This is a genomic window from Sphingobacteriales bacterium (assembly GCA_016711285.1).
Classification (GTDB): domain Bacteria; phylum Bacteroidota; class Bacteroidia; order Chitinophagales; family UBA2359; genus JADJTG01.
In genome coordinates this window covers 503,526-522,340 of the sequence record JADJTG010000013.1, presented here as the reverse complement: position 1 = coordinate 522,340, position 18,815 = coordinate 503,526, and the positions used below count along the sequence as shown (strand labels likewise).

At 41.1% G+C, this 18,815-nt stretch carries 15 protein-coding genes; 9 read left to right on the top strand and 6 right to left on the bottom strand.

The window, feature by feature from the left end; all coding sequences use genetic code 11:
- Positions 1–32: 32 nt before the first annotated feature.
- The 3 genes from IPL35_11665 to IPL35_11655 form a co-directional block, all read right to left on the bottom strand.
- Positions 33–254, bottom strand: a complete 222-nt coding sequence (locus IPL35_11665; protein MBK8444019.1) for a hypothetical protein — start codon at positions 252–254, stop codon at positions 33–35.
- Positions 220–1,428: a porin gene (locus IPL35_11660; GenBank protein MBK8444018.1), complete on the bottom strand. Its 1,209-nt coding sequence runs from the start codon at positions 1,426–1,428 to the stop codon at positions 220–222. The genes IPL35_11665 and IPL35_11660 overlap by 35 nt, the downstream gene beginning before the upstream one ends.
- Before the next feature lie 92 nt (positions 1,429–1,520).
- Positions 1,521–1,826, bottom strand: a complete 306-nt coding sequence (locus tag IPL35_11655) for a helix-turn-helix domain-containing protein (protein ID MBK8444017.1) — start codon at positions 1,824–1,826, stop codon at positions 1,521–1,523.
- A gap of 261 nt (positions 1,827–2,087) precedes the next feature.
- Between IPL35_11655 and acs the strand changes: the two genes are divergently transcribed.
- Positions 2,088–4,016 carry an acetate--CoA ligase gene (gene acs, locus IPL35_11650; protein MBK8444016.1) on the top strand — a complete coding sequence of 643 codons (1,929 nt, stop codon included), beginning with the start codon at positions 2,088–2,090 and terminating at the stop codon, positions 4,014–4,016.
- Between the two features lie 410 nt (positions 4,017–4,426).
- On the opposite strand, the gene IPL35_11645 is transcribed toward acs, so the two are convergent.
- The 3 genes from IPL35_11645 to IPL35_11635 form a co-directional block, all read right to left on the bottom strand.
- Positions 4,427–5,287 carry a hypothetical protein gene (locus tag IPL35_11645; GenBank protein MBK8444015.1) on the bottom strand — a complete coding sequence of 287 codons (861 nt, stop codon included), beginning with the start codon at positions 5,285–5,287 and terminating at the stop codon, positions 4,427–4,429.
- 57 nt (positions 5,288–5,344) lie between these two features.
- A complete protein-coding gene (gene pfkA / locus IPL35_11640) occupies positions 5,345–6,340 on the bottom strand; it encodes a 6-phosphofructokinase (protein ID MBK8444014.1) in 996 nt (331 codons plus the stop codon).
- Between the two features lie 176 nt (positions 6,341–6,516).
- The gene (locus IPL35_11635) at positions 6,517–7,611 is read right to left on the bottom strand and encodes a 2Fe-2S iron-sulfur cluster binding domain-containing protein (protein ID MBK8444013.1); all 1,095 of its coding nucleotides are present in this window, start codon (positions 7,609–7,611) and stop codon (positions 6,517–6,519) included.
- A gap of 251 nt (positions 7,612–7,862) precedes the next feature.
- On the opposite strand from IPL35_11635, the gene IPL35_11630 reads away from it, so the two are divergent.
- From IPL35_11630 to IPL35_11595, 8 genes are all read left to right on the top strand, one after another.
- Positions 7,863–9,512 carry a right-handed parallel beta-helix repeat-containing protein gene (locus IPL35_11630; GenBank protein MBK8444012.1) on the top strand — a complete coding sequence of 550 codons (1,650 nt, stop codon included), beginning with the start codon at positions 7,863–7,865 and terminating at the stop codon, positions 9,510–9,512.
- Positions 9,513–9,695: 183 nt separating this feature from the next.
- Entirely contained in the window at positions 9,696–11,918 is a 2,223-nt protein-coding gene (locus IPL35_11625) for a PD40 domain-containing protein (protein ID MBK8444011.1), read from the top strand.
- Positions 11,919–12,063: 145 nt separating this feature from the next.
- Positions 12,064–14,010: a DNA topoisomerase (ATP-hydrolyzing) subunit B gene (gyrB, locus tag IPL35_11620; protein MBK8444010.1), complete on the top strand. Its 1,947-nt coding sequence runs from the start codon at positions 12,064–12,066 to the stop codon at positions 14,008–14,010.
- Between the two features lie 132 nt (positions 14,011–14,142).
- Positions 14,143–14,946: a hypothetical protein gene (locus IPL35_11615; protein ID MBK8444009.1), complete on the top strand. Its 804-nt coding sequence runs from the start codon at positions 14,143–14,145 to the stop codon at positions 14,944–14,946.
- 73 nt (positions 14,947–15,019) lie between these two features.
- Positions 15,020–16,456, top strand: coding sequence for a PKD domain-containing protein (locus IPL35_11610; GenBank protein MBK8444008.1), 1,437 nt, complete (start codon positions 15,020–15,022; stop codon positions 16,454–16,456).
- Between the two features lie 264 nt (positions 16,457–16,720).
- Positions 16,721–17,896: an acetyl-CoA C-acyltransferase gene (locus IPL35_11605; GenBank protein MBK8444007.1), complete on the top strand. Its 1,176-nt coding sequence runs from the start codon at positions 16,721–16,723 to the stop codon at positions 17,894–17,896.
- A gap of 105 nt (positions 17,897–18,001) precedes the next feature.
- Positions 18,002–18,214 carry a hypothetical protein gene (locus IPL35_11600; protein ID MBK8444006.1) on the top strand — a complete coding sequence of 71 codons (213 nt, stop codon included), beginning with the start codon at positions 18,002–18,004 and terminating at the stop codon, positions 18,212–18,214.
- Entirely contained in the window at positions 18,198–18,614 is a 417-nt protein-coding gene (locus tag IPL35_11595) for a cobalamin B12-binding domain-containing protein (protein ID MBK8444005.1), read from the top strand. The genes IPL35_11600 and IPL35_11595 overlap by 17 nt, the downstream gene beginning before the upstream one ends.
- Positions 18,615–18,815 lie beyond the last annotated feature (201 nt).

Here is an 18,815-nt window from a genome sequence, read left to right as displayed (position 1 = left end):
GGAATTAAAAAGAAAAAATAGCTGCTTTTCTACTATAAGAAAATATGCGTTTGAATTGTAAATTGACCTTTGTAGCCGTTTTGTGTAACACCTGAGCTGCTGCCCGCATCTGCTTTATACACCGGACGCAATGCGTATTCGGCGGTAATTTTGCAGTTGTGGTCGTTGATAAAATAATTGCTGCCCAAACTGAATTGTGAAGAACCCGTTCCGATGGCATCAAAATTTTTGTAGGTATAGGTCAGATAAGGCATAAAAGCCGCACCTTTTTTTTTTTGGAAATTTATAGCCTAATTGCACATACATCAAAGAGCCTGTGCCCAAAGTGGGCTGCACATTGCCCGCACCGAAAACACTGGCATTGGCAGAGTCGTTGCCAAGTTGTGTGGCAGTGCCCAAAGTAGTAGATGTGTTCAGAATACCGATGTTGCGCAAGTATTTGTCGCCATAGTCCATACTCTGAAACAAACCATATACATTCACTGAACTTCCTTTGCTGCCCACCGGTGCATCATAATATACATCAGCACCCAATACCGTAGTTGCCGACGTAACAACGGAGTCCTGCACTGCATCATTTTTGGTATATACCGAATTGGGGTGATGATAAAAGCCCACACCCACATTGAATACTTTTTTTGCACCCAAATAAGAACCTACCTCAAAAGGCAGTAAATCGCTTTCGGCATCTTTAAACATATATTTAAAGTAGCCTGCCTGTGCAAAATCGTCCGAAATAGCATTTTTTGCGATACCGGTATTGGCGGTGGTTGCCAAATAAGGATTTGCGCCGTTGGCAAAAGGTTTGTTGAGAGCCAAGCGATAATCTAATTTGCCCAATTGACCTTTGGCATAAATACCGAGTTGGCGTGCAAACTGGTCATTGGTTTCAATGGTGAACCAATTGAAAACAGGAGCGTCTAAGGTCATAAAATTTAATGTAGAGGCACTTGCCATACGCGATACACCATTCCAGTAGTGCAAGCCCACACCAATATTCAATTTTTTGGGCACTACGGTATATTCTGTCCAGGCATCGTGAACATACAATTGCGGCTTTTTGCCGTCAGTACCACTGACACCACCATTGATGAAACTCTGATTGTTGATACCAAAATGTGTGAGAATGAGCCATTTGGAATTGAGTTGTGCCAAAATCAATAGGCGCGAACGGCGTATGCCCACGTCCATCGAAGAACTTTGCGCTTTGCCGTCTAAACCCACCGTCCCCGGATTGAGGCTCGTGGCGGTTGTCCACATTTGCAGCCATGTAATAAAACGAATGTACTCTGTACCATCTTCGTTTAAGTTGATTTTCAGTGGTTTGTAAGTAGAAGGTACTTTATCCTCTACTTTTTTTTCTTGTGCGTAGGCAGTAGAGCAGGTGATAACCCAAGCCAAGAGCGAGATGAATAGCGATTTTCTCATATTCTAAAAATTTAGTTGCTACGAATATGAAAACTCTTTTTGATACAATCGTCATCTCCAATACACAAGTGGTAATTATATATACATCTCTTTTATTTTCTATCCCATTTAATCACCATTAACTTATCGCCTAATTCATTTACAATCATACTTGAGTTTTTTAAATAATCGGGTTGCGCTAATGCTGTGGAGAGGTCTTCGCGCGTCATTACTTTATAGGTGGGGCGATAATCTATCAGTTCGGGAGCTTGTATTTTATATTTTTTTACCCAATTCATCACCGATACATGCGATACTCCCAAAATGCGCTCTATTTCACGAAAAGGTACGCCTTCTATGTATAATTGTAAGGCTTTTACTACATAATATGGGTCGATAGATTTTCCTATTTTATCCACTGTAAAATAATAATTACACTTTTTACATTTGTAACGTTGTACCTCTTTCAATAATCCACTTTTTACGCAATGCTCAGAATTGCAACGCGGACAGAATTTTATTTTCATCAGTAATGATATAAAAAGAAGAAAAAATATAAGTATATTAATTTAGCAAAGATATATTAATTTAGCAATAATCTGAATTTTTGTAACAAAATAATAACTAATTTTACACAATCTTAAAAAAAATATTCATCACCCTTTATTTATTGCAATGCTATGTCTTATCCTTATCAAATCCAATCTTTTGAAGATTATCAACAACAATATCGCCTGAGCGTGGAGCAACCTGAGCAGTTTTGGGCTTCGGTGGCAGATAATTTCCTTTGGCGAAAAAAATGGGATAAAGTCTTGGAATGGAATTTTACCACGCCGAGCATTGAGTGGTTTAAAGGTGCTAAACTCAACATCACTGAAAATTGCTTAGACCGCCATTTGCCCACTTTGGCAAATAAACCCGCCATCATTTGGGAACCCAATGACCCCGAAGAACCACACCGTGTACTTACTTATCGCCAACTGTTTGATAAAGTATGCCAGTTTGCTCATGTGCTTCAAAACAATGGTATTCAAAAAGGCGACAGGGTTTGTATTTATATGCCAATGATTCCTGAATTGGCAATAGCTGTGTTGGCTTGTGCGCGTGTCGGGGCTGTGCATAGTGTGGTGTTTGGCGGCTTTTCGGCACAGTCTATCGCTGACCGTATCAATGACGCACAATGTAAATTAGTGGTTACGACAGATGGGGCTTTTCGCGGCAATAAAGAAATACCTATGAAAGCTACCGTAGATGATGCGCTTGACCAATGCAACAGTGTTCAGAAAGTAATTGTGCTCACGCATACGCGCACGCCTATTTCTATGATAAAAGGACGAGATGCGTGGTGGACTACCGAAATCCATAAAGTGGAAACACTCGGACAACATCATTGCGAAGCTCAGGAAATGGACGCTGAAGATATGTTGTTTATTTTATATACCAGTGGCTCTACCGGCAAGCCCAAAGGGGTGGTGCATACCTGCGGCGGCTATATGGTATGGGCAAATTACACTTTTGTTAATGTATTTCAGTACCAACCCGGGCAAGTGCATTTTTGTACCGCCGACATCGGCTGGATTACAGGGCACTCTTATATTTTATATGGACCTCTGAGTGCCGGAGCTACTACGGTGATGTTTGAAGGCGTACCAACTTATCCCAATGCCGGACGCTTTTGGGAAATTTGCGATAAATACAAAATTAATATTTTTTATACTGCACCCACCGCCATTCGCTCACTGATGGGCTACGGATTGGATTATGTACAGAAATATGATTTGAGCAGTTTGCAGGTGCTGGGTTCCGTGGGTGAGCCTATCAACGAAGAAGCATGGAACTGGTACAATAAATATATCGGAAAAGAAAAATGCCCTATTGTAGATACTTGGTGGCAAACCGAAACCGGTGGTATTATGATTTCGCCGTTGGCGGGTATTACCAAAACAAAACCGACTTTTGCCACTTTGCCCTTGCCCGGTGTGCAGCCGCAATTGGTAGATGAAAACGGCAATGTGATAGAAGGCAACGGCGTGAGTGGTAATTTGGTGATAGCTGCTCCCTGGCCGGGTATGTTGCGCACCACTTACGGCGACCACGAGCGTTTTCGTCAAACTTATTTCTCCGCCTATCCCGAAAAATACTTCACCGGAGATGGTTGCCTACGCGATGAGGACGGCTATTACCGCATTACAGGCAGGGTAGATGACGTACTCAATGTAAGCGGACACCGCATCGGCACTGCCGAAGTAGAAAACGCTATCAATATGTATGTAGATGTGGTAGAGAGTGCCGTAGTCGGTTATCCGCACGACATCAAAGGGCAGGGCATTTATGCTTATGTGATACTCAACAGCGAAGTCACCGACATGGAACTCACCCGCAAAGATATTTTGGAAACAGTATCGAGGATTATAGGACCTATCGCCAAACCCGATAAAATACAATTTGTAAGCGGCTTGCCCAAAACGAGAAGTGGCAAAATTATGCGTCGTATTTTAAGAAAAATTGCCGAAGGCGATACTTCTAATCTGGGCGATATTACCACACTTTTAGACCCCTCCGTAGTAGATGATATTAAAAAGGGCGTTTGTAAATTGTTGGTGATATAAAAATGTAAAATATAATGTTTTCATTGTTGTATAATACCATTAAAATATCTATTTGGCATAGTTATTTTACTAATTCAATTCCATTTAAAGTGGCTTATATTAGCAATAATATCAGCCACATCATTACAAAATAGAAGATTTTACACACTGTGTCATTTAGATATTTATTTGGTATAACGATTTGTAGATAAGATAAAGGTAATAGAGACCTATTGTTTGTAGAGACTACATACATTGTTTTACAATCATTCATAATAAAAATTAATTATGCATTCTTTATTTGATTAATTGAATGTGTGCCGTTGTGAAAGCTGTGATAGTCTGCAACGGTTTTTATTTTTTTTACAAAAAAGCAACCATACCTTTCTTCGGTACGGTTGCTTTTTTGTAACTGCAAAGTAGTTTTTTTATTACGAATTTATGTTTTGTTTTTTTATATGATATTCCACTAAATTCAATACTGGCTGCTTTACGATATTGCCGATGTTGAGGTAATGAATACGGGATTCTTCGCGCAGTAAATCCTGAAAATAATAAGCTACTGACCCCACAAAATGTACGGGTAATTCGCGGTGATTTTCGTATTTCCAGATATGTGTGGAAATAAATTCCGAAAACCCTTTATAAATCATTTTGCGCACAAAATCATTATCGCGGTTGTCGGATAAAAAACGCATAAAAGAAGCTAAATATACATTGGAATTGGGCTTCATATACACATTTTGAAAAATTTCTTCTTTGCTCAACTCATAGCGTTCTTTGAATTGGTTGTGGATATGTACCGGCAGCTTTTCGTATAAATAATTACTCAACAACTTTTTACCAAAATAAGAACCACTTCCTTCATCTCCTAAAATATAGCCAAGTGCAGGCACTTTTTGTGTAACATTGCCGTATTCGTCCACAAAACAGGAATTAGAGCCTGTACCCAAAATACAAACAATCGCCGGACGACCGTCCCACACGGCGTAGGCAGCTCCGTCTAAATCGTGGCTCACATGAATATCTGCTTTCGGAAATATTCGCGACAATCCGCGCCTTACCACTGCTCGCAGGGCATCACTCGAAGCCCCTGCTCCATAAAAAAATATCTTTTCTGCCAAAGGACCTAACTCTAAAAAAGCTTCTTGGCGACGCAGTTCATTTTCTATAAAATCTTCGTTGTGAAAAAACGGATTAAAACCCATCGTATTCAACTCTTCCCGCTCGCCGTTCGGCTTTACGGCTATCCAATCGCATTTGGTAGAGCCGCTGTCTGCTACTATAATCATGGTGTGTTGTTGGTAAAATATTATTGGTTGAAATCAAATTAATTTATTTTTATTGGCTTATACCGACAAAATTTTGGCAATGCGTACCAATTCCTGATCTATGTCGTTGCGGCGGCTTACCGCTTCGGAAATTGGTGTGTAGGTGGCGCGGCGATTTACCAAACCAACCATCACATCATTGTAGCCTTGTAATAATCCTTCTACTGCCAATACTCCCAAACGGCTTGCAAGAATGCGGTCGTAGCAGGTAGGGCTGCCGCCGCGCTGCACATGCCCCAATACAGATACGCGCGTATCGTAATGGTTGAAACTCTGCCGCACTTTGCGTGCCAGCTCAAACGAACTGCCACTGTCGCCGCCTTCGGCTACTACTACCAAGCTGGACGTTTTATTGCGGTTCGCTCCTTTTTCAAGGATACTAATCAAATCATCTACCGAAAACTTGTCTTCCGGAATTACGGCTGCTTCTGCACCGCCCGCTATGGCTACGCGCAAAGCTATAAAACCTGTGTTGCGACCCATTACTTCCACAAAAAACAAACGGTCGTGCGAAGATGCTGTATCGCGCAAAGCATCAACGGCTCGCATGGCGGTGTTAGTGGCAGTGTCGTAACCCAAAGTATAGTCGCAGCCGATGAGGTCGTTGTCAATAGTACCCGGAATACCAACGACCGGAATGCCGTATTCTTCCATAAATATATGCGCCCCTGTAAGCGTACCGTCGCCACCGATGGCTACTATACCATCAACGCCTGCTTTTTTGAGATTTTTGTAGGCTTTTTCGCGACCTTCGGGTGTGAAAAAACGTGCGCTGCGTGCCGATTTTAAAAAGGTGCCGCCTTCGTTGATGATGCCGCTCACCGAACGCGCACCGAGTGGTATAAAATCGCCGTCAATCATACCTTCGTAGCCATGACGAATGCCCACCGCTTCGCGCTGATAATAAATACAGGCACGCACTACGGCTCTGATGCAGGCGTTCATTCCCGGTGCATCGCCTCCGGAAGTGAAAACCGCTATTTTTTTTAAATCTTTTGTGATAGTAATACTCATCTAATAGGGTGAATTTAAGCGATTTGTTTTCTTTTAAAACTATAAAAAACTTAAACCGTCATCAAATTACAAACAAACTTAGTGTGTTTTTTACACTTTGAAAATTCTTTTTTTGAAAATTCTTTTTTAAAAAAAGAATAATATGCTCTTTTGTGTAGATAAAGTAGCATTTTTTGCTACACTTCGTCAAAACTGATGCACACGCGCGGCGTAAGCGGGTGGCTTTGGCAGGTGAGGATAAAACCGGCTGCTACTTCGTCTGCACTCAAAGCGTGGTTTTTTGTCATCAGCACTTTGCCTTCTAATACTTTGGCGCGGCAGGTGCAGCATACAGCTCCTTTGCAAGCATAAGGAAGGTCGGCGTTTTCGTCTAAGGCAGCATCTAAAATGTTTTTGCCGTCCGATGCCAATAGAAAGGTGGTGGTTTCGTCGTCAATAATAACACTTACTTCGCTCAGGAGGCTTTCACCGCTTGCTGTGGCTATGGTATTTGTTTCGCCGGCAGTGGCGGGCGGCGGCGTAAAGAGTTCGTAGTGAATATGTGCCGCAGGTATAGATTGACCTTGCAGCGCGTGGCGCAACATTTCCACCATCTCATAAGGACCGCAAAAAAAATATTCATCGCCCTTGGTAAGTTGGGGATAAAAAGCACACAAGGTTTGCCATTTGGCAGCATCTAAACGCCCCGCTTCCATTATTGGAGGCAACTGCGACATCGTGTGGCGGCTGTAATAATAAATCACCTGCAAACGACCTCCTTGTTTTTCTTCCAACGCTTGTAGTTCTGATTTGAAAATTACTTCTTTTGGATTGCGGTTGATATACAATAATAAAAAACGACTTTCAGGCTCTTGCGAAAGCACAGATTTCAAAATAGAAAAAATTGGAGTAATGCCGCTGCCCGCCGCTACTGCTACATAGCTTTTTTGTTGGTCGTTGCTTAATTCGGTGAAAAAATTGCCTTCGGGCGGTAGTGTTTCGAGTGTGTCGCCTACTTGCAGACGCTCAACAGCATAAGATGAAAATTTGCCACTTTCTATTTTTTTTACTGCTACCCGCAAATCTTCACCAATATAAGGATTGGAACAAATAGAATAGGAACGGCGTAATTCTTCTTTTCCCTCATTGTATTTGAAAGTTAAATATTGCCCCTGCTTATATGCAAATGCGGATTTCAAATGCTCAGGCACTGATAAAACAATAGAAACGGTATCTGCGGTTTCGCGTTTAATTTCTTTTACAACGAGCGGATAAAAAGTAGTTTTTGACATGTGAAACTATACAGCCTGATTTGATGAATGAAAAAACCGCACAAAAGTAAGCACATTCAGCATGCTATCCAAAAACTCAAACATATATTATTGCCAACAGAATCACAAAGTATTTGCTTTGTTGTAAAAAATGAGCACTTATGCTGCAAAATCTATTGGTTTTTGATTTTTTTCTGTATTTTCGGCACAAACGGGTTATTTTTGTATTTGTTAAATTTGCTGTGTTTTGTATGAAAAATATATCTGTTTTATTGTTATGTCTCATAATTGTTTTTTTTGAGGAGCGTGCGCACGCCGAAATATTGTCTGTTCCTGCTTCATTCAACAATATTCAGGCGGCAATAGATGCGGCACAGGCGGGCGACAGTATTGTGGTAGCAGCAGGTACTTACTACGAAAATATCATCTGGAGCAATGTTGAAAATTTGTACCTTATCAGTTCCGGCAATAGCGATAATACTATCATCAACGGCAGCAATAATACAGCACCCGTCATTTCTCTGAACCATATTAATAGTGCTTTTATCAAAAATTTTACGTTGCGCGAAGGAAGAGGAGGTTTGTATCTACTTGACAGCAAAGTGGTGGCGGAAAATCTGAAAATAGTTGAAAATGAATTGGAAACAATACACAACAAAGGTGCGGGTATTTATGCAGAAGGCGGTAGCGTACAATTTTTAAATTGTTATATCGCTTACAATCGTTGTTTGAATGATTGGGAAGATGCTTTTTCGGATAATACTTCGCAGGGGGCGGGTGTGTGGATAAGCAATACGCAGGCTTCGCGCTTTGAAAATTGTATCATCACCAATAATACCGCCAAAGGCATACAGGTAGCAGGTGTGGGATTATATGCAGTTTATAATGAGAATTTGCAGTACATAGGCGGAAGCATAGAAAAAAACTATGCCGAAGGCTGGTATGTGCAGGGTGCAGGTGTGTATGCGCAAAGTGGCGATATGCAACTCAGTCATTGCCAACTTACTGCTAATTCGGCTTTGGCTTTTGATATTCAGGGAGCGGGACTTTTTTTAGAAAACGGACAACAGCAAATACAACACTGCTTTATTAGCCGCAATACTTGTATTGCTTTGGATAATGGAAGTGGCTACGGAGCGGCGATTTTTGTGCAAAACGATACTTTAAATATCGCTCAAAGTGCTTTGGTGCGCAATATTATGAGCGGCAACGGAACAGATTATAATGGTGCGGGTATGTATATGAATGGCGCAGCGGCGCAGGTGGCGGCTGATTTTGTTACCATCGCGAGCAATAGTTGGGACTACGCCGGACAGGTTTGTGTGCCGGGTATCGGTATTACGGCAGAAAATGGAGCAAATCTGTATTTAAATAATTCTATCACTTGGAATGAATCTACTTGCGGCTCTGAGTTGCTGCTGAACAATGCAACGGCTCATATTAGCTATTCTTGTTTACGCAACAACTGGGAAGGTAACGGCAATATCGGCGATGAGCCGCTGTTTGTGGCAAAAGACGATTTTCGTCTGCGCAACGAAAGCCCTTGTATCAATGCAGCTTTTGCGGGGGAGGGTACGGTACTCTTCAACGACCTCGAAGGCAACGACCGCCCTCTGCCCGCCAACTCTTTGCCCGATATGGGTGCTTATGAAAACGACCTCGTCAATGCCCTTCCTTTTACGACAACCACTCCGCTTGAACCGCGCATCTACCCAAATCCTTTTTTTGATAAAATTTACATTCAACTGCCCGCTTCCATACCGCCGAACAGCCAAATATTTATTTACGACAGCACCGGAAAAATAATCAAACAGGCTGCTACCATTTCTGGCAGTATAGATACTTCAACTTGGCAAGCCGGAGTTTATCTTCTCATTATACATCACGAAACAGCTTATTTTTATCAAAAAATAATTAAATAGAAAAACCTTAAATTGTCTATTTTTTTATACAAAAAAATACCCTGTATAAATGATTTTTAGATATAGTAAGGTATTAATAAATCTATATAAAATATTGTTTTTTAATGTTTTATAACTTAATTGTGAGATTGGCTTAGTCTTTGCCTTGTTACCTGATAAAAAGAAAGAATAAAAGGCTAAGTTATGAAACATATTTTCTCATTGTTTTTGTTATGCACGTTTGGAATTGCCGCCTCTTTCCAAACATTGCAGGCACAAAAGGCTGCTTTGCGCGCCGCGCAGGAGCATTACACGCATTTTAATTATGCCAAAGCTATTGAACTGTACAACGATTATCTGAAAAAAAAGAAAAAAGATGGTGAAGCTACTGCTCAATTAGCCGATTGTTATCAAAAAATCAGCAATTATAAACAAGCCGAACTGTGGTATCGCAAAGCCTTGCGCTTGGATAAAAATAATGCCGCTTTGCAACTTAATTATGCACAGGTGCTGATGAACAATCGTAAATACAGCGATGCTTTGGATATTTTGAAAAAATATACCGAAAAGTCGCCGCGCGATACACGCGCCATTAAGCTAATGGATTGGTGCTACCATGTAGAAGAATATCTGCGCGACTCCTCTCAATACAGCTTGCGCAATTTGCCTTTTAATGTAAAAGAATCTGACTTTGCCGCCGTTTATTACAACAATGGTATTGTCTTCACTTCTGCCCGCCCGAACCAGAACATAGAGCGAAAATCGGGTTGGACGGGCGAAAGCTATGTAGATATGTACTATACCGAACCTTCGGGAGCTTATACTTGGAGCGAGCCGATGCAGGTGAAAGATTGGAACGAAAGCCACTATCACGAAGGACCCGCAACTTTTACTGCCGATGGCAATACGATGTATTTTACACGCAATGACGGTAAAAAGAATAAAAACGGACTGGCGGTTTTGAAAATTTATCAATCCAAAAAAAGAAGCGGTAAATGGTCGGAGCCGGAGGAGTTGCCTTTTAATTCCGAAGATGGTAGTTTCTCTGCCGGACACGCTGCTATTTCGCCCGATGGACATTATTTGTTTTTTACTTCCGATAAAGTGGGCGGCTATGGCGGCAAAGATTTGTATATGGCAGAGTATCGCTATAAAAAATGGGGTGAGCCTAAAAACTTGGGTGCTGTCGTCAATTCTGCCGGTGATGAAATGTTTCCTTTTATACACGAAGACGGCACTTTGTATTTTGCTTCCAATGGCTTGGGCGGTTTTGGCGGATTAGATGTGTATTATACGTTGCGACTCAACAACGAATGGGAGCCGCCGCGTAATATGGGCTATCCTGTCAATGATGCTACCGATGATTTTACTCTGGTGCTCAATACCGACAAAGACAATGGTTTTATTTCATCAAACCGCAATGGCAACGACGATATTTTTCAGGTTATTATCAAAGGCGAAAAAGCACAGGAATTACGCAGACAAGGCAGCGATTTGATGGTAGAGGCGGAACAACAAGAATACAGCGAAATTCCTGAGCCTGAAGAAATGGCAAGTGCGACCGCTTATGCAACACCTGCTCCTGCCAAAAAACGTCAGGAATCTAAAATATATATCATCGGCTCTTTGATTGACAGTGAAACCGCCAGTCCTATTGACAAGGGTACGGTAGAACTCACAGATAATGCTTCTAAGGTGAAAAAAACCTTTGTCACACAGGCAGACGGTATGTTCAGTTTTGATGTAGATCCTGACCGCGATTATACCATTGCTCAGATAGCCGGTGCGGGTTTCCGCATTGATGGCGTGCAGATGGTTTCTACACGCGGCAAAAAAGCCCCACATCTTATTCAAATAACACTCTACGGCAGTCGTCAGGTAGTGCAGCGTTCCGGCGATTACTTGCCTACTATTCCTGTAGCTACAAAAAGCGAGAATCCGCCTAAAAACAATACCAATAATAATAGTAGTTCTACTTATAGCGGTATTGCTTCTTCTTCCGGCGGCAACAAAAATCAACATAAAAATAATAATATAAGTGCCGAAAAACCCGACAGCAGTAAAAAAATACCCAAATCTGACCCTGTTACTCTTTATGGCAGCGTAGATACCACAGTACCTCCCTTGCCTTTACCCAATAATAATAACTTTACCTTAGAGCCGATGGCTGTTTCCAATAATATCACTGCCGAATATAAAGTGCAGATAGGTGCTTTCAAAAAGCAACTGTCTGCAAAAGACATTTATTTGCGCCCCCTTCAGAATGATGTGCATATTGAACAGATTGAAAGTGTGTATAAATATATGTCGGGTAATTTTAATGACTACGAAACTGCTAAACAGCACCGAAATAAATTACGTCAGTTGGGGTATCAAAATGCTTTCGTTGTAAAATATATCAACGGTATGCGTGTATCTATGCGATAAATAAAAATATTTTATATTAGCAAACAGCAACTGTTTTTGCCCTTTGAAATACTCCTAAGTTGCTTTTCCGCTTTTTTTAAAATCAGATTTTTTTTTCATAACTTTGCTGTTTATCTTTTGTTATTAATAAATAAAAAAATACAGCATGTCTGAAAATCAGCAACCCAATAATTACTATGGTGCCGACAGCATACAGGTTTTAGAGGGATTAGAAGCCGTCCGCAAACGTCCGGCGATGTATATCGGTGATGTGGGCGTAAAAGGTTTGCACCATTTGGTATATGAAGTAGTAGATAACTCTATAGATGAAGCCTTAGCGGGCTATGCCAAAAATATAGATGTATGGATTAATGAAGATAATTCTATCACTGTGCAAGATGACGGTCGCGGTATTCCGGTAGCGATGCACCAAAAAGAAGGTCGCTCGGCATTGGAAGTGGTAATGACTGTATTGCACGCCGGCGGTAAATTTGACAAAAATACTTATAAAGTATCCGGCGGCTTGCACGGTGTAGGCGTATCTTGTGTCAATGCACTCTCTACACTATTAAAAGTAGTGGTGGAGCGCGAAGGTAAAATGTATCAGCAGGAATACAGTTGCGGCGCACCACTTTATCCCGTAAAAGAAATGGGCAATAGCAGTCGGAGCGGCACCACCACCACCTTTAAGCCCGATGAAAGCATTTTTACGGTGGGTGTGTATAATTACGATACACTTTCTGCCCGCTTGCGTGAGTTGGCTTTTCTTAATCGCAATATCCGCCTTACCCTCACCGACCGCCGCGAAAAAGACGAAAAGGGAGAATATCCTTCCCATGTTTTTTATTCTGAAGGCGGCTTAGTGGAGTTTTTGCAGTATCTTGACAAAACCCGACAAGCCCTCATAGAAAAACCTTTGTATGTAGAAGGCGAGCGCGATAATGTTTCTGTAGAGATAGCTTTGCAATATAATACCTCTTACAACGAAAATATACACTCTTATGTCAATAATATCAATACTATTGAAGGCGGCGCACATGTGGCAGGTTTTCGGCGTGCACTGACGCGCGTGTTCAAGGGCTATGGCGACAAAAATGGTTTTTTTGCAAAGCTCAAAGTAGATATTACCGGCGATGATTTTCGTGAAGGACTTACCACTCTTATCAGCATAAAAGTTCCTGAGCCCCAATTTGAAGGACAAACCAAAACCAAACTCGGCAACTCTGAAGTGACAGGCATCGTGGATACGATTACGAGCGATGCCCTCAATAATTATTTAGAAGAAAATCCCAATATCGCCCGCCAGATTATGCAAAAGGTGGTGTTGGCTGCCACTGCCCGCTATGCTGCCCGCAAAGCCCGCGAACTCGTGCAACGCAAAGGCGCACTCGGCGGCGGCGGATTACCCGGCAAATTAGCCGACTGCGCCAATGACGACCCAGCCAAATGCGAAATATATTTGGTGGAAGGTGACTCGGCTGGCGGAACTGCCAAACAAGGGCGCAATCGCGAGTTTCAGGCTATTTTGCCCCTGCGCGGTAAAATATTGAATGTAGAAAAAGCGATGGAGCATAAAATTTATGAAAATGAGGAAATAAAAAACATCTTCACTGCTTTGGGGGTGTACCAACAAGATGATAAAAGCCTCAATATTGACAAATTGCGCTATCAAAAAATTATTATTATGTGCGATGCCGATATTGACGGCAGTCACATCAGCACTTTGATACTGACTTTCTTTTTCCGTAAAATGAAAGAACTTATAGAAAATGGCTATATCTATATTGCACAGCCGCCTTTGTATCGTGTGTATAGGGGCAAAGATTTTCAGTATTGCTGGAGCGAAACACAACGCGAAGAGGCTGTGCGCCGCTTTAGTAAAGGCGACAACGACAACTCGGTGAAAACACAACGCTACAAAGGTTTGGGTGAGATGAACGCCGAACAATTGTGGGAAACTACCATGAACCCCGAAGAACGCACCCTGCGCCGCGTGAGCATTGACAGTGCCGCCGAAGCCGACCGCGTGTTTTCTATGCTGATGGGTGACGAAGTGCCGCCGCGCCGCGAATTTATAGAAAGCCACGCCAAATATGCTAAAATTGATGCTTAAAGGAAGTATTTAAAATGATAAAAAGTCCCTCTAAATTTTTGTTTACGAGGGATTTTTTACAAAAACAATTTTTTTATTGTTTTATATACGATTTTTATGTAGCTTGTGTCCTGTTATTTAAAGTTATTTGATATGAAACTTTTTACTTTAATCATTTCTTTGTTGATAGGGATATATGTATTGCAAGCTCAAGAAGCATCTCCTTCTGCTAAATATGAAATGCAAATGGCTATACGCCAGCTATACTTTGGTTTTGATGTAAAGTATCCCTATAATAGACCGCTTACTGAATGGGAAATGGCTGTAAATCGGCGAATTAGCAATAAATTATATGTGGGAGTCGCCGGATTTACTTCTTATTCTATACCTGAATCTCAAAATTCTGCCAAAAGTTGGGGGTTGGCTCTTAAAATACAACATTACATACCCCTAACCAACATAAACAAAATAAAGAAATTGTATCTGATCCCTGAAATAATTTTGGGTTTCCGGCAATATAATTCTACTCAAAAAATTAATCAGGATTTTAGTAATGTTATTCCTGAATGGAATCGCCCTCCTTTTGACGAAACAATTAGCCCGATAGTTATAGACACGTCGGATATGGTTTTTGTAATTGATTCAACCTCTAATTTTGGGATTGATATTGATTCAACCTTTATAAGTAATCCTTATTTTAGGAATGAAAAGACATATAATTTTATAAATAATGGTTTCTTTAACGAAATATCTATAAGCGTTGTCGGCAAAGATTTGGCATCATGGAAATATGCTAAAGGCAAACATTCAGTAAATTTGGGATTGCAGGGTTCGTTAGGTTATCGATTTGATATTTATAAAAAAAATATACAAAAAGAAAAAATTTCTTATCTGGCATCACCCCAGAAATTTGGCAGTTTTTGGGTGGGGTTGCGTTTAATATTTGGGTTTATATGATGAGCTAAATAATTAACCCTATATTTTACATGAATACTTATTTTTGATAAAATTTCAGCACTTGCTTTTATCTATGCGCTTTCCATTTTTACAACATACACACACAGCTTTGTTCTGCTGCTTTATTTTGCTCGGAATGTACCAAAATACTTGGGCACAAATAAGTATTACTCCCTCCGACTTGCCGCAAATTGGTACTAATCTGTGGACAAAAACACAGGCACTTCCGCAAAATATCAATGCAGGCATTGCCGATGCCCTTACTGCACAAATGTGGAATTTCTCTTCGCTGCAAAGTCCCACACTTAATAAAGTTATGTTTGTTGCCAACGAAAACGCCACACAATCGCCTTTTCCGGCAGCTACTTTTAAGCGCAGCGTCTCTATTTCTTCTCTGCTTGGCTTTGAGTTCGATTTCGGAACAGGTGGCTTTGCTTTGCCCGATGCCGATGCTTATTATTCCAAAGATGCGCAGGGCAATGTGCGAATTGAGGGTTTGTGGTTTGATACTTCGCAGTTCGGTATTGGACAGGAAAGCATCGTTATCGATTCCGACCCCGCTTATCGTTTTTGGTCGGTGGGCAACCTCAACGATCAGTGGCAGAGCGAAGCCGAAATGGTAGCACGCATTTATTTTGACAGTGCCTATTATCAAATCAAAATAGATTTGCAAAATCAAAGCCAAATTGATGCTTTCGGTACGCTCACTTTGCCCAACAGCAGTCCCACCGAAGTGTTGCGCTACAATGAAGACATAGAAGCTCATATCACTACGGGCGTTTTTGTAGAACTGATTCCGGGCTTTCCGATTCCCGTTCCAGAAGAATTGATACAGGATATTATTCCTTTGCCATATTTGGATACTTTAGTATATGCTCAAAGCCTGCGCTTTTGGGCAAAAGATAAAGATTATCCTTTGGCTACATTGAATTATCAAAAGACGGATAGCACCAGCAATTTATTGTCGGTGGAATATATTTATCAAGCATCGCCCGCTTCGGCTGCTTTCACATATACCGCCAATGAAGAGTATTGCTACGAAATTTATTTCAACGCCGAAGAAAATAATACCGAAGAAGTACAATATCAATGGGCTTTTGGTGATGGCAGCGGCTCACAACAAATGAATCCTTCCCATATTTATACCGCCAATGGTAATTATGAAGTAACTCTTATTGTAGAAAACCTATCCGGCGAGCGCGATACTCTTCAGCAAATTATACAGTTGGATTGTATTACTGATGGTATTGACAATATTGCAGGCGGACAAGTAGCTTTCGGTATTGCACAAAACCCTGTATATCAACAGCTTAATCTGCAAAATGTAGAGGCAGGTATGTTGGAAATCGGCGATATGCAAGGAAAAACTTGGTATCATATACCTGTTGAAAATGCCGCCCACTGGCAATATGATATTTCCGGTTTGCCGGTTGGTATGTATCGTATTACACTCCATCGCCCAGAACAAGCACCTGCCGCATCTTCTTCTTTATTGTTTTACAAAAATTGATGTTTTTTTTGTGAGCCGATACTGCTTTTTTATCTGATTTATTGTTTCTGCTCACGAACCCTGTTGTCACAGCGTTGTTATATATATCCGAATATGGCTGATACATTGATGCAGGGGCATAGGTTTGAAAAATGCCATGCTTGAATTTTTTTTGATAAAATTTATTTTTCAGTAGCTATAATACAAAAAAACATCGTTTTTTTACAGTTTTAAATTTTGTGTGGTTATTTACCATCTACCATTTTTTTTAATATTTTTCGTAGTATGCAAAATGCTTATTTAGTTGCCGGTTTCAGAACAGCCGTCACCAAATCCAAAAAAGGCGGCTTTCGTTTTGTGCGCCCCGATGATCTAGCAGTAGATGTTATTCAACAATTATTGGCGAGTGTGCCGCAACTTGACCCCGTTTTGGTGGAAGACCTCGTAGTCGGGAATGCTATTCCCGAAGCGGCACAGGGTATGCAAATCGGTCGTATGATTGGGGTGCGTGTGCTGCCCAAAACCACTGCCGGTATGACCGTGAACCGCTATTGTGCGTCGGGTGTGGAAACTATCGCCATTGCCGCCGCTAAAATTCAGGCAGGTATGGCTGAATGTATTATTGCCGGAGGTGTAGAAAGTATGAGTTTGGTGCCAATGGTAGGGTGGCGCACCGAACTGAATTATGAAGTTGCCAAAACTCACCCCGACTATTACAGCAGTATGGGATTGACCGCAGAGGCAGTAGCTCAAAAATACCATGTCAGCCGTCAGGATCAGGACGAATTTGCCTACCATTCGCATCGCAAAGCTATCAATGCGATAGAAAAAGGATATTTTAAAAATGGAATTTTGCCTGTAAAAGTAGATGAAGTATATGTGAATGAGCAAGGCAAACGCGCCGAGCGCAATTTTGTGATAGATACCGATGAAGGTCCCCGCGCCGATACTTCCATTGAAACACTGAGCAAACTCAAGCCCGCTTTTGCTGCCAATGGCAGTGTTACTGCCGGCAATTCATCGCAAACTTCTGATGGTGCTGCTTTTGTGATTGTAGCGAGTGAAGATTTTGTAAAAAGACATAATTTACAACCCATCGGGCGTTTTATTACAGCGATAAGTGTGGGTGTAGATCCCAAATATATGGGTATCGGACCGGTAGCTGCTATTCCGAAAGCACTCAAAAATGCAGGTTTACAACTCAATGATATTGATTTGATAGAACTCAACGAAGCATTTGCAGCACAAGCGTTGGCGGTAATCCGCGAAGCAGGTTTAAATCCTGATGTGGTGAATATCAACGGCGGTGCTATCGCTTTGGGACACCCGCTCGGCTGTACCGGTACTAAACTCACTGTTCAAATTCTGGACGATTTGAAACGTTTGAATAAAAAATACGGAATGGTGACGGCTTGTGTAGGCGGCGGACAGGGCATAGCAGGCATTGTTGAGCGTTTGTAGTATTTTTTAATTTTAAAAAAATACACTGTCACTCGTATTTGGTGCAATATTGGTTGTATTAATAATGTCATAATTTTATTTTATTTTTTAATCTTTTTCTTCAACATGTCAAAAAAGAAACCACAAGAAGGGAAGCCTCAGGTACATAAAGAATTGGAAGGTTTTGAAATCAAAATCAATGAGTTCGGTCAAGTGCAAATGAGCGTAGATCCTGAACAGTTGAATGTGTTTTTGAATAAAAATGTAGATGATAAAAAATTAAGAGAGCGTCAAGATTTAATTCCTGATAATCCCGAAGAGTATGAAGATTTTGAATAGACCTTTGCGCATTGTAGTTGCTAAGGTAGGTTTAGATGGCCACGATCGTGGGGCTAAAATTATAGCTACTGCTCTGCGCGATGCAGGTATGGAGGTGATTTATACAGGTTTGCGCCAAACTCCCGAAATGGTAGTCAATACGGCTTTGCAGGAAGATGCCGATGCTATCGGCGTGAGCATTTTATCGGGGGCGCACATGACGGTTTTTCCGAAAGTGTTCCAACTGATGCAGGAGAAGGGTTTGAACGATGTATTGCTTACTGGTGGCGGTATTATTCCTGCCGACGATATGGAAACACTGAGAGCAATGGGGGTGGGTAATTTATTTGCACCCGGCACACCTATTGCTGATATTGTGGCTTATATCACAGACTGGGTTGCAGAGCATCGCAATTATTAAAAAGGTAATTTTGTTTTTTTTCATTTTCAAAACCGCCTCCTGTATAGACTAATCTTGTAGGGGTTTAAGGAAATAGTTATATTTGTGAAAAAAAACATATATATATGTCAGAATTTGTAAAAATGGGCGTATTTCGTCCCCAATTAAAAAAAGTTTAGCAAAAGCAAATGGACTACTGTTATCAAAGTCAAGCATTTCATT